The organism is Treponema sp. C6A8 (genome assembly GCF_000619925.1).
Lineage (GTDB): Bacteria > Spirochaetota > Spirochaetia > Treponematales > Treponemataceae > Treponema_D.
This window is the reverse complement of the sequence record NZ_JHVB01000001.1, coordinates 162,506-175,205: the sequence shown is the minus strand read 5'-3', so window position 1 is coordinate 175,205 and position 12,700 is coordinate 162,506. Positions and strand designations below refer to the sequence as shown.

The 12,700-nt window shown below is 38.8% G+C and carries 10 protein-coding genes; 8 read left to right on the top strand and 2 right to left on the bottom strand.

What is annotated here, in order from left to right:
- Nucleotides 1-42: 42 nt before the first annotated feature.
- The gene (locus T530_RS0100740; RefSeq protein ID WP_038073223.1) at nucleotides 43-1,233 is read right to left on the bottom strand and encodes a DEAD/DEAH box helicase; all 1,191 of its coding nucleotides are present in this window, start codon (nucleotides 1,231-1,233) and stop codon (nucleotides 43-45) included.
- A gap of 47 nt (nucleotides 1,234-1,280) precedes the next feature.
- Here T530_RS0100740 and T530_RS0100735 point away from each other — a divergent pair, with 47 nt between their 5' ends.
- Complete coding sequence (locus T530_RS0100735) at nucleotides 1,281-2,402, top strand: glycosyltransferase family 1 protein (protein ID WP_051537702.1); 1,122 nt, start codon at nucleotides 1,281-1,283, stop codon at nucleotides 2,400-2,402.
- Nucleotides 2,403-2,417: 15 nt separating this feature from the next.
- On the opposite strand, the gene T530_RS0100730 is transcribed toward T530_RS0100735, so the two are convergent.
- Complete coding sequence (locus tag T530_RS0100730) at nucleotides 2,418-4,691, bottom strand: SH3 domain-containing protein (protein ID WP_027727355.1); 2,274 nt, start codon at nucleotides 4,689-4,691, stop codon at nucleotides 2,418-2,420.
- A 93-nt stretch (nucleotides 4,692-4,784) separates the two neighbouring features.
- Here T530_RS0100730 and T530_RS0100725 point away from each other — a divergent pair, with 93 nt between their 5' ends.
- From T530_RS0100725 to bamD, 7 genes are all read left to right on the top strand, one after another.
- A complete protein-coding gene (locus T530_RS0100725; protein ID WP_027727354.1) occupies nucleotides 4,785-5,843 on the top strand; it encodes a YARHG domain-containing protein in 1,059 nt (352 codons plus the stop codon).
- An 11-nt stretch (nucleotides 5,844-5,854) separates the two neighbouring features.
- A complete protein-coding gene (locus tag T530_RS0100720) occupies nucleotides 5,855-6,856 on the top strand; it encodes a YARHG domain-containing protein (protein ID WP_027727353.1) in 1,002 nt (333 codons plus the stop codon).
- 37 nt (nucleotides 6,857-6,893) lie between these two features.
- The gene (locus T530_RS0100715; protein WP_027727352.1) at nucleotides 6,894-7,136 is read left to right on the top strand and encodes an Imm59 family immunity protein; all 243 of its coding nucleotides are present in this window, start codon (nucleotides 6,894-6,896) and stop codon (nucleotides 7,134-7,136) included.
- A 46-nt stretch (nucleotides 7,137-7,182) separates the two neighbouring features.
- Nucleotides 7,183-7,734 carry an SMI1/KNR4 family protein gene (locus tag T530_RS0100710; protein ID WP_027727351.1) on the top strand — a complete coding sequence of 184 codons (552 nt, stop codon included), beginning with the start codon at nucleotides 7,183-7,185 and terminating at the stop codon, nucleotides 7,732-7,734.
- Nucleotides 7,735-7,928: 194 nt separating this feature from the next.
- Nucleotides 7,929-10,853, top strand: coding sequence for a chromosome segregation SMC family protein (locus tag T530_RS0100705; protein WP_027727350.1), 2,925 nt, complete (start codon nucleotides 7,929-7,931; stop codon nucleotides 10,851-10,853).
- 5 nt (nucleotides 10,854-10,858) lie between these two features.
- The gene (locus T530_RS0100700; RefSeq protein WP_027727349.1) at nucleotides 10,859-11,278 is read left to right on the top strand and encodes a hypothetical protein; all 420 of its coding nucleotides are present in this window, start codon (nucleotides 10,859-10,861) and stop codon (nucleotides 11,276-11,278) included.
- On the top strand, nucleotides 11,275-12,690 hold the full coding sequence (bamD, locus tag T530_RS0100695) for an outer membrane protein assembly factor BamD (RefSeq protein ID WP_027727348.1): 1,416 nt from the start codon (nucleotides 11,275-11,277) through the stop codon (nucleotides 12,688-12,690). Before T530_RS0100700 ends, bamD begins: the two co-directional genes overlap by 4 nt.
- Nucleotides 12,691-12,700 lie beyond the last annotated feature (10 nt).

Sequence of the window (12,700 nt, the reverse complement as noted above, 5' to 3'; positions counted from 1 at the left end):
TTTTTTTTATATCATCTGTGTTTATCTGTGTCCCATCTGTGGCTAGTCCATTTTAGGAGAGATAATCTTTCCGTCGTAGATTTCCTTAGGATAAACTACAATTCCAAGCTTCTTTTCCAGGGCGGCGTATTTTCGCATTTCGTATTCATCACCAATAACTACGTTTATTCCAGATTTTCCGGCGCGGGCTGTACGGCCGCTGCGGTGGATAAAGAAATCCTCATCTTCCGGTAAATCCATCTGAACAACGTGAGAAATATTTGCAATATCAAGACCGCGGGCTGCAAGGTCACTTGTAATTAAAATCTTACACTTCCCGCTTCTAAACTTGTCGATAGCGGCTTTACGAAGCTGCTTGTCTGCCTTGGCGTGCAAAGCCATGCAGTCAACCTTCTTGAACTTAAGCTTTGAATAAATATTTTCTACCTGGTCTGCCCTGCTTGTAAAAATCAAAATCTTCTGGAAATCGCAGGCTGCAATAAACTTACGAAGTGTTTCAATTTTATCGCGGTTTTCTGCATAAATTGCCCAGTGAGTAATGCGCTTGCGAAGAACGTCTTCTGCAGGAAGAACGACATTTTCAATGCCTGCAAAAAAGATTTTTGTCTGCTTATTCAAGGTTGCAGTGCAGGCAATAACCTGAGTTTCTTTTGGAACCAAAAGTCGGAGGGCATCAGATTCTTCAAAAAGTTCCTTGCGTACAAGGCGGTCAGTTTCATCAAAAACAATTGCCTTAAGAGCGCTGATTTTAAGCTTTTTAAGGCGGATAAGTTCTACCAGGCGGGCCGGAGTTCCGATTACCAGAAAAGGCTTTTCCTTCAAGGTTTCTATCTGGCGTTTTATCGGGGCGCCGCCGATGAAGAGAGCCGTTTTCTTTTCTGTAATCTGCTTAGCGGCCTGATTAATCTGTGAAGCCAATTCAAAAGTTGGTGCGGCTATTAAAATCTTAACACCATCGGCGGTATTCCGCGCCGCACCAGCACCTAAAGGTGCATTGCAATTTTCGTTATTGCGCACGTCGCAAGACGTGCCTTCTCCTTCATCATAGTTCTGAATAAGGGGCAAAAGGTATGCAAAGGTTTTTCCAGTTCCAGTTTCTGACTGAAAAATCACATTCTTTTTTTCCAAAATGCGGGGAATAATTTCGTTCTGAACGGCAGTAGGCTCTTTAATTCCAAGGCCTGCCAGCTTCTGATTAAGATTTTCTGATAATAAAGTGAATGCGTTTTTCATACTCCTAAAATATAGCATACAGAGGCAAAAAATGATAGAATAGAAGAATGATTAAAGTTGGCATCGATACGTTCGGCTGTGACCACGGAAGATCGGGACTTGGTTCCTGTCTTTTTTATTTGACTTCAAATCTTCCGTCAACAGATAAAGACATACAGTTCGAACTTTTTGGCTCAGAAACAGACCGTTTTACATTTACTTCAAATAATGGATTCAGCTATCAGGCTGTAAATATTGCAGACAATCCAAAGGCAGAGCAGTCATGGCATCACAGAAGCGGAATTAAATTCTTTGTGATGATGAATGCCTATGACCTGGTAATTTACCCTGCAGTTTCAAAGGTTTTCCCCTTCACTTTCATTAAGAACGGAATCGCGCTGGTAAACACAGTTCTTTCTTCTTCTATTGAAAAGATGAACTTTATCCACAAAAAGCTTTTGAAGCACGGTCTTTCAAAGGTAAAGCTGATTATTGCAGGAACTGAATACATTAAAAAGGATTTAACAAAGCTTGGAATCCCGGAAGAAAAAATCCGCGTAATTTACAACGGAATTGACCATAAGATCTTCTTCCCGAAACCCATTGATGATGAAGAAGCTGTTGAAGTAAGTCCTTTTTCTATTAAACGCCCTTACTTTATTTACGGCTCAAAACTTTCTGATAAAAATAAAAAGCACCTGGAGCTTATCAAGGCCTTTGAGATTTTCAAGAAAAACACAGGACTTCCTCACCGCCTTGTTCTGGCTGGCGAAGACGGTGACTTTTCTAAAGAAATCCACGACGCTGTTTTTAAAAGCGAATTTGCCTCGGACATTTTCCTTACAGGCTTTTTCCCTCACGAAAGCTTTGCCACTTTGTACACCGGCGCTGAAGCCTGCATTTTCCCGGCTGTAAATGAAGGAATCGGACTTCCTGTTCTTGAAGCCATGGCCTGCGGAATCCCGGTTTTGTGTTCTAAATCCGGCGCCCTTAAAGAAGTTGGCGGTCATGCCCCACTCTATTTTAATTCCGACAAGCCTGAAGAAATTGCTTCTTCAATGCAGAGAATCATAGAAGATAAAGAACTTAGAATCCGCATGGTAGACCTGGGCCTTGTTCAGGCCGGCAAGTTTAACTGGAATACTACAGTTCAGGAACTTATCGGCGTTATTAAGGAAATTGGAGTTTAGGAAGAAAAATTCTTTTTACCATTCCGGCAAGTATGGACAAGACTCTTCTTCGCCGAAGGTAAAGAAGAAATCAACCGGATCCATTACACCATTTACAAATCGATGGTACTCGTATGATTCATCATCATAGTCTTTATAGGAACCATAATATCCAAAGGTAACTTCCGGCATTTGACCTTCTTCAGAAGTGAAATATCCATAAACACCCTGAGAGCTGTTATAATCATTAGAATAATCTTTTGCAAAACTTGCCCCTTCATATGCAATGCCATACTTCTTGTTTACAGTGAAAACAATGTATTTTTCTGTAGCCCTGTCATTATGGAAGTCAGATACATTAAAAACTATAGAATAGTATGATCTAAGTTCTTTTTTATTAGTTTCAAGACTTGTGTAATTTGTTGTAAACTCACGGTATGAACTTATATCGACACTAAGCGTTTCCATATTTTCTATTATATCCCAGTCAACAGGGCTAAGAGTAAGCTCCATACCTCTAAGTTTTCCATACTTAAGCTTTCTAATGGTGTGAGACTCTGGGTTTGCTTCATATAAATCAGCGTAAAGCCTTGTAACGCCATAACTATAGTAGTCTTCATCTACAAGATAAGTATAATATATATCAAAATCCGGTTCTGAACCTGAAAAAGCTTCAATATGCACATCCATTTTGCAATGAGCAAGGGCTGATCCGCCTATAATTCCCACTTTATCATCGACAAGGACAAGATAATAATTGTAACGGTTGTAAAAATCGCAAGGGAAGTTGCTGTCCAAGTCTCCGTAATCATAGAAATAATCCTGATCTTCAGTTTTAATTTTCTGAAGAACCATTACTTCTTCAAATGGTTTTACAATAAAGAAATTCTCGCTGTCTGTATAAACCTTAGCTTCTTTCATGACAGTGTAATAACATCTTTTTTCAAAATTATACTGATAAAGCCATTTAAATTTGCGTCTGTTTTGTGTCAGGCGCTCAGAAAGTATTTCATCTTCATATTCAGAAATCGCCGTCTGATAATTGTCCAAATCTTCATAATTTACCGGCACAACAAGGAAGGAACCAAAACACCAGCCTTCTTTGCCGTTTGCAGAAACTTTATACCAGTAATCTTTAATTTCTCCTACTTCTGATTTTTCGCTGCTAACATCAAGAATATCTACTTTTGTTCCAAACGGGAGCCTGCCTACAACTTTTGAATCTGTGTCAGCTTCGCTTCGAAGATTTAAATTTGACTCATAGTCTTTTTCCCAGTTATCGTCTTCCAGATAAACATAGGCAAACTTCTCGTCCTGATTATTGTAAGCTGTATAAGGAAGAGGCGCGTATAGAAGGTTAATCAAATCAAAGATGGTGTCATTTTTTTTATTTTCAATTATATTACTGCCATTATTAAAAATATCAGGAATGGAAAAACGCATTGTAGTTACAAACTTTTTGATATTTTCATCAGTGCATTCAGAAAGATAATAATTAAGGTCATGTCCTTCATCATCTTTGTCTGTAGCTATAAGTTCAGCGACTTTCATGGAATCAAATGTGTTATATTTATGCTTATAATAATATTCCAGAAAGCCTTTTTGAAAATAATACTGAACGGCATCATAATTCTGAGCTTTAATTGCCCTCATTTCGCAGGTCAGCCCCTGACTGTCTTTTAGAAAGAACTGATAAAGCGATGAAGCATAAGCATAATACCAGTCAAGGAAAGTTATGTTGGCACAATCTGCCAGTAAATGAATTTGATTTGTTGTATGATCAGAAAGTTCGGTATCCCAGGATGGTGAAGTATACCTGAAAGCCATGTCAATAGCATCTCCGTTTTCACACGGGAAATGAAAGTCTTTAAACTTATCTTTTCCTATAAAATCAATGATAAACTGAAGAGCTTCCATCTTTTCTTCAAAGGTAAGGGCATTTTCATCAACGCTGTGTACCAGATTATAAGCAGTTTTGTTTCCTTCAAGCAGGAGTTTTAAGTAGCGGAGATAAACTTCTTTATCTACAATAACCTCATTTGTGTAAACCCAGCCGTCTACACTCTTATCTTCATTTCTGATATGGAGAGTTTCTCCAGTGGCATCTGATTTTACAATCGTATATTCTGTTTCAGCTTCCAGCTTTCCAATTTCTTCGCCATCCGGCAGAGTCTTAAAAAGTTTTGGAGTATTGTCATATCCTGTATTGATTTTTAATCCAGCCACAGAAATTTCGGCTTTTTCTTTGCAGCCGGCAAATAGCGCGATAAAAGCAAAAATGATTCCGGCATATAAAATGTTTTTTTTCATATTATTTTTCCTCCGACACTTTTACTACAATAATAAACTAAAAATTACAGTCTTGTAAATTACGACAAATCTTTATTAAAATAGATATAAAATATGAAAAGAAAAGTTCTTACATTGCTTCTGATTTGTTTTTGCTCGGCTGTTTATTCACTTGATGATTCAAAATTCAGGCGGATAATTTCACAAAAAAACATGAACGGATATAACAACAGATGGGATGCTGAAGATATAGAAATTCATCCTCTTAATGAGACTTACAGCATCGGAATTCTGGATGTAGGCTACAACTGCATATACACATATGTTTCTGACGGAAAAAATTTATTTGATTATGATATTCGAAAATCAAAAAAAACTGAGACAAATATTCCAAAATATATTTATCATATTCCTGAAACAAGTTGTTTAATCGGAGATTTTTCATTTGATGAAAATCTGGATTACATGGAGCTTTCTGTCGCTTTTTACAAGGGCTATAACGGCTACAATCATATTACAATCAGAAAATTAGATGATATTGAAGATATGTGGTCAGCCGGATATTTCAAGCTGATTTTTCCAGGCTTAAAAATTGTTGCCAATAATACAGACGGCGGTGAATATTATTACACAGGAAAAAATCCCCGCGTACAATCTGAATTTTATATTTCTCTTGATGATGTGAAATTCTGCATTGTAAACGGCAAGCGTGGCATCTGCGTTTACACGATTGGAAAAGTTTATCAGGATTGTGATGCATGGGAAACTTTTCAGGAATACATGATGGATGTAAAAAACGGAGATGACTCATCCTATTCATTCTTTTACTGGGATAAAAATCAGAAGTGTTATTTGCTCGACAGGTCTGTAACTCAAGACCAGCTAAAAAATCCCTCCTGCCCGAAAGACTACTTTGCCTACAACGGTTTAAAATTTTCCATGCTGGATTCAAAACTCACTGAAGCGGATTTAAAAGATTTGGACAAATCCCAGCTCCGCCTGATGCGAAACGCCATCTACGCCCGCCACGGCCACACTTTCAAAAGCGTGGACTTGCAGTCGCTTTGGGATTGTTACACATGGTATGAAAGAAACCCGGCCTACAGCGATTCTTTGCTAACTGATATTGATAAATATAATATTGAATTAATACAAAGATTTGAAAAACAATAAAGGGATGAAAAATGAAAAAGAAACTATTTATTCTTCCATTAAGTATCCTTTTTGTAACGCTTCTGTTTTCTGAAACAAAAGATGATAAAGATTTTAGAAAGTTTATTGAAACATCTATCGAATTTAAAAATCATGAAATTGAAAATGAAAATAATTTGACGTATTTATGCAGTGGAAAATTATCGGATGAATTGTATTTTATTAACTACAAGGATTCTCGTCTATCAAAGCAGGGAAACAATTTTCTTGTAATAACATTTTATACAGATGGAAAGAAAATAGAATCATTTTATTCTTACCAATATGATGGGATTAAAAATAATAAACCAAAGCAGCAGAATAAATATTGTGCAGAAACAAAAGCTACAAGTTTCTTTGCAGATTTTGATTATGATGAAAGCTTAGATATTTTGTCATATTTTGGTGAAGAAGAAATTTATTGTGGAATATATAATCTGTTTGTTTATCAGGATTTTTCTTCAGATTTAATAAAACCATATCATGCATCACAGATAAATTGGACGAAAAATCGTATTGCCAATATTGTCACTGATTTTGAAGATTATGTTCAGTTTTGTATCGTTAATCAAAAGCGGGGCATTCTCTTAAAAAAATATTTTTATGAGGGCAATGATTATAAGCAGAAATTAAATTTCTTTTACTGGAACAAAAATGAACGGCGTTACATACTCGACGAAAATGTAACTCCAGACCAGCTAAAAAATGCCTCCTGCCCTCATGACTACTTTGCCTACAACGGTTTAAAATTTTCCATGCTGGATTCAAAACTGTCAGAAGCAGACTTAAAAGATTTAGACAAATCCCAGCTCCGCCTGATGCGAAATGCCATCTACGCCCGCCACGGCCGCACTTTTAAGAGTGTGGACTTGCAGTCGCTTTGGGAATGTTATACATGGTACGAAAGGAATCCGACCTACAGCGACGACTTGCTGACGGAAACTGATAAATATAATATTGAGCTTGTTCAAAAGTTTGAGACGGGAAAACAGTAGGATATACAAAGCTAAAAGAATTTAGATATAAAAAACTATGACAAAAGAAGAATTTTTGAAGACCTTAAAAAAAGAAGGATTACATTTCAATCTGCTTTTTCAAAAACCTCATAATGATGTATTTGCCTATGGTTACTATCAGGAGGACGGCAAATATATTGTATTTGAGACCGATGAAAGAGCCAGTGAATTCCTGAAATGGAATTTCAAGACAGAAAGTGAAGCCATAGATTTTTTGCTGAAATGGTTAAGAGATCAGGCTTATATAGATTCACTATAATATAGCTATGAAACTTTTATACAACTTATAAAATTAGGAGAGTACCATGTTAATTGCAAAATATGGAAAAGGAAGCGAAAAACTTGTAAAACAGTTTGAAGAAAAATTTGATGTCAAATTAGAAGCAGAGTATCGTGATTTTTTAATTAAATACAATGGCGGAGAAACTCCCGATACAACATTCTCAAAAGGAAGAAGAAAAGAAGTCCTGAGATATTTGTATGGAATTAAAACTGAAGAATCCATTGACCAGCAATTTGAATATTTTGATTTTAAGGAAAAAGGCTGGCTTCCAATTGGTTCTGATGTTTTTGGAAACTATTTTGCAATAGGATTTTTGGAAGAAGATTTTGGACAGATTTATTTTTGCAATCATGAACGCGGATATAGAAAATCAAAATTAGCCAATTCATTCAAGGAATTTATCAGCTGCTGTGAAAGTAATTTAGTTGATGTAGAGAGGATGCATCCAAAAGCCTGTAAAAAACGAATGATTGAAAATGGTCATGCCGACCGCATTAATAAAGTCTTACAAAAACACTGGAAAGAACAGTATAAGCATTATAAAAAAATGAAACAGGAAGAACTGGTTTTATAATATCAGAAATGAATTGCCCTCCCAATTCTGGGAGGGTAATTTATGACAGGGTCGAAAAACATTAAACAGAATTATCTTTTTGGAAATCATCCATACTATCCGCTCCTAAAAATATCTGTGTATATCTGTGTCCTATCTGTGGCTAATCTTTTGTAAATTCATTATAATATTATGACTATTTTTTGGAGAATTTTGTGTTTTTAAAAAGTCTTGATATATACGGATTCAAATCTTTTGCTGATAAAACTCATATAGATTTTGCAGAAGGTATTACTGCCCTGCTTGGCCCTAACGGTTGTGGAAAATCAAACGTAGTAGATGCCATTAAATGGGTACTGGCAGAAAACCGCTCAAAAAATCTTCGTGCAGAAAAGATGGAAGACGTTATTTTTAACGGAACAGAACGCCGCCAGAAGCTTAATGCTGCCGAAGTAACTTTAACACTCTGTAACGACAAGGGATTACTCCCTCTTGATGAAGATGAAATTGCAATTACCCGCCGTCTTTACCGTTCCGGCGATCAGGAATATTTTATTAACAGACGCCCTGCGGGTCCTACAGAAATCCGCCGTCTTTTTATGGACACTGGTGTTGGTAAGGCAGCCTACTCTGTTATGGAACAGGGTAAAATCGATCAGATTCTTTCAAGCAAGCCGGAAGACCGCCGCTATCTTTTTGAAGAGGCAGCCGGAATCAGCCGAAGTAAGGCAGAAGTTGCTGAAGCAGAACGCGAACTTGAACGTACACGCCAGAACCTCACTCAGATTGAAATTGCCCTTGGCGAAATAAAACGCCAGTATGATTCATTGAAAATTCAGTCTGAAAAGACAATCAAATACCGTAAGTACAAAGACGAAATTTTTGATTACGAACTTGATATTACCCTTCTCCGCCTTAAAAACTTTGTTCAGGACAAGGCACGCCATCAGGATGAACTGAAGGTTGTTGAACAGAAACGCGATGCCGTAAGAAAAGAAATCGATGAAATCAACAATACAATTTCTGAAAACCGCGAAAAGTCTAAGGCTTTGCAGGATGAACTTTATGCAAAGCAGGCTGAACTTATTAAAATCGGTACAGAAAAGAACGGTAAGCTGGACTTGATTTCTAACTTCAACAAGCAGGCTATCGAAATCAAGGAAAAAATCAATAACCTTGACGGACGTAAACGCGCCATCAGCGAACAGCTTGATAACACTCAGGAAGAAATTGACGAGCAGAACGCTGAGCTTCATTCAAAGACAAAAAATCTTGAAAATGCCCGCGCAAACATTAAATCAATAGAAGATAATGTAACAAAAAGCCGCGCTCAGATTAATGACAATGACTTAAAGGCAGACGAACTCCGCGAAAAAATCGCAGAATTTGAAGCAGAACGCAAAGCACTTCAGAACGAACTTGCTTCCATTACAGAAGACATCGTTAAAATGCTTGATGACAAGCTTAAGTCTGCAGGCTTCAGCGAAAACGCAATGAGAAACGCCAAGGAAGAGCTTGATACAGCCCTTGGTAAGCTTAAGGTTTTTGTAACAGGCCGTAAAAACGTATTTACAGACTTTGCAAGCCAGAATCACAGCGCAGAAGAATCTTCTAAAACTGTACGCGAAGCAAGCGATGCCTTTGCAGAAGCAGAAAGCCAGATTGCGGCTTTGGAAGATGCCCTTTCTAAATATCTTAACGCTTCTCCTGCCTTCATCACAGAATTCCTGAGTCCTGAAGGTGTAATGACTAAAAAACGCGGCATTGATTCAAAAATCAACGAAAATATTGCCGCTGTAGAAAAAATCAATTCCCAGATTACAGACCTTCATTCTGAAAACTCAGAACTTGTTGCAAAAATCAACGAGTATGAAGACACTCTTCATAAGCTCAAGATTAATGAAATTCAGATGCAGGAGCAGATTAACTCCGCTAAGAATCAGATTAACAACCTTGAACGCACTTTTGCAGAGCAGAAAAACCGCCTTCGCGAAGTTGAAGACGATATTTTTACAGAAACAAAGCGTCAGGAAGAACTCAACGAAAAAATCAACGGCATTCAGGATGAACTTGCCGAAATTGAATACCGCGGTGAAAAGCTTGCAAAAGAAATGGCAAAGCTGGATGAAGAAATTACCAAGTGCGACAAATCAGTTTCGGGTAAAACCGGTACTCTTGATAAAAAGCGCGAAGATGAACGCCGCTATCAGGAACAGTACGAACGCCTTACTTTGAGCCTGAACTCTGCCGATAACGACATCCGTAACGTAAAACAGAACTTCCAGGATCAGTACAGCCGCGACCTTATGGCTTACGAAGAGCGCATGTATAAAATCAATACATCGTCAGCTGACCTTCGTGAAAAACTTACAGAAGCAAAAAAGGCCTTCAACTCGCTTGGAACCGTAAACCTTATGGCGCCGGAAGAATTTGCGGAAGTAAAAGACCGCTACGAGCGCCAGAACTCAAACTACATCGATACTAAAAAGAGCCTTGAAAACCTTATCATCGTTTCGGAAGAGATTAAATCAAAATCTGCCGAAATGTTCCTTGATACCTACAATAAGATTAAAAAGAATTTCCACAATATGTTCCGCCGCCTCTTTAACGGTGGACGAGCAGAGCTTAAGCTTGCGGATCCTGCAAATATCCTTACTTCCGGTATTGATATTTACGCTCAGCCGCCTGGAAAGAACCTTGAAAACATCGCCCTGCTTTCGGGTGGTGAAAAGACAATGACTGCAGTTGCCCTTCTCTTTGCAACATATCAGGTTCGCCCTAGCCCATTCTGTCTTTTGGACGAGATTGATGCTGCTTTGGACGACAAGAACGTTTCAAGCTTTGTAACAACTTTGGAAAGCTTTGCAAACATCAGTCAGTACATCGTAATTACACATAACAAGAAGACCGTAATGGGTGCTTCTACAATGCTTGGTATTACAATGGAGGAATCCGGCGTAAGTAAGACAATTCAGCTTCGTCTTGATGAAGACATTAAGACCGGGGCAGAAATTGACCGTTCAAGCGAAGACTTTGTGGACGAAGATGTTCCGGATGAAGAAGGAGTTGTACTCCCTCCACGCCCGGAAAAACATCGCCATGAAAATGAAAGTGATACAGAACAGAAGGAAACTGAATAAGCTGTATGGATTTTGGTTCAATATTTGAGTCAGTAAAGGAAAAGATTACAGAAGTCACAGAAAGCATAGGCGAAAAAGCCCGCGACTTAATGGAAACAAATAAGACGCTCTTTTTTGCCATACTGGGAATGATTTTTGCAATTTTAATCTGCCTTATTCTTTTGATTTTCATTATTGCAGGCGGAAGCGGCAAAAAAGACAAGAACAAGGGCATTCCTGAAACTACAGTTATGGGAACGGAAACTCCCGTAATTCCGGACGGACCAAAACTTCCAAAAGACTATAATATTTCACGTCCGGCAAAAGACAGATGGACAAAAGAAGAGTCAGAAGAGTGGTTCACAGTTCCTTCTGAAAAAGAAGTAGAATCACTGAGCTTTTCTAACGACAAAATTGTAAATGATATACTGGAGGCAGCACCATGAAAAAACTTTTTCTCACCTTTACAGCTCTTTCAACACTGCTATTTTTCTCTTGTGCCTCAAAACCGGAAGCCAGTCAGGATGCTGATACAAATGCGCCAGCCTCTGAAGCAGAACTTTCTGATATTGAAGAGCCAGAAATTACAGATTTACCTCCGGAAGAAGAAAGCGAACTTGCAGATGACGAAGTTGAGTTTGTAGAAGCTGACCAGCTTGATGAACTTCCAGAACTTGATGATGAAAATATAAGTGACGCTGAAAATGCAGAAGATGAAGCCGCCCTGCTGAATACTGACGGAGAAAGCGCTGACGGCACTAACGCAGAAAAGGCAGCGGCAGACGCAGAAGCCCAGACACAATCGGATGGTACAGACAGCACTGGAGAAGGTGCGCAGGCCGGCAATGAAACTTCCGCCCAGGCAGACGGCACAACAGACTCAGGCACCGCGGGAGAAGGCATTCTTACCGCAGACGAAGCCCTTGCAACTGCTGACGGCAGTGAAAGTGACGCCGACGCCCTGGAAGATGACGCAGCAGACCTGGAAGACGACACTGCCACAACAAACGGCAGCTCAATCACCCCTTCCCGCTCGGTAACAATGAAGGTTACAGAATACCTTGATGTAAGCTACCCTGGTAAGGGCTGGATTTACATGGGCGCCACAGATAACTCTAAGAACATAATGTACTTTGGAAGACAGCTTGGAACAGAAAACACAAACTTTTCTTTGCAGGCCCGTCAGCCGGGAAGGAAAATACTACATTTTTATAAAAACGACGCTGTAAGCGGTCAGATTATTGATGATTATATAGAAGTAATTGTGCAGACAGAACGCGGAAGCAGCGCAACTCACATTGAAGCACCTGCCTTCAAAATGCCTGTAAGAGCTAAGCGCCCTGTATTAAAGCTTGCTGAAAAAACTGTTGAAGTGTCACCTGCAATTGTAGAATATGATGATTCTAACGATGATGTAGAACTGCTTGAAGAACCAAAACCGGTCAGCAAGTCTAGCCAGAAGACAGAAAATGGTGGCGGCAATGCAGAAGCAAGCCGTCAAGCATTACCTTCCGCGTCAGATAATGCCGCAAACGGTGACTCCACACTATCTTCTAATGAAAAAAGTCAGAAGGATTTGAGCAAACTTTTAACGCTTGCGAAGACTCAGCTTACAGAAAAAAAATATTCTGAAGCTTTGAAAAACATAAATGAATATCTTGGCGGCTCAAGCGACAGCCGGGATGAAGCCTTGTATGTTCAGGGGCAGATTCTGGAAGCAAAGTCTGACATTCAGGACATCAGCGGGGCAATTAATTCGTATACAACGCTTACAAAAAACTACCCGGCAAGCAAATTCTGGGATAAGGCAAATAAGCGCATAATATATTTAAAAAGATTTTATCTTCAGGGAAGATAAGGGGTTAGAT

Coding starts and splice junctions, on each gene's coding strand:
- T530_RS0100740 (WP_038073223.1), bottom strand. CDS start 1,233: ATGAAAAACGCATTCACTTTATTATCAGAAAATCTTAATCAGAAGCTG.
- T530_RS0100725 (WP_027727354.1), top strand. CDS start 4,785: ATGAAAAGAAAAGTTCTTACATTGCTTCTGATTTGTTTTTGCTCGGCT.
- T530_RS0100730 (WP_027727355.1), bottom strand. CDS start 4,691: ATGAAAAAAAACATTTTATATGCCGGAATCATTTTTGCTTTTATCGCG.
- T530_RS0100710 (WP_027727351.1), top strand. CDS start 7,183: ATGTTAATTGCAAAATATGGAAAAGGAAGCGAAAAACTTGTAAAACAG.
- T530_RS0100700 (WP_027727349.1), top strand. CDS start 10,859: ATGGATTTTGGTTCAATATTTGAGTCAGTAAAGGAAAAGATTACAGAA.
- bamD (WP_027727348.1), top strand. CDS start 11,275: ATGAAAAAACTTTTTCTCACCTTTACAGCTCTTTCAACACTGCTATTT.
- T530_RS0100735 (WP_051537702.1), top strand. CDS start 1,281: ATGATTAAAGTTGGCATCGATACGTTCGGCTGTGACCACGGAAGATCG.
- T530_RS0100720 (WP_027727353.1), top strand. CDS start 5,855: ATGAAAAAGAAACTATTTATTCTTCCATTAAGTATCCTTTTTGTAACG.
- T530_RS0100715 (WP_027727352.1), top strand. CDS start 6,894: ATGACAAAAGAAGAATTTTTGAAGACCTTAAAAAAAGAAGGATTACAT.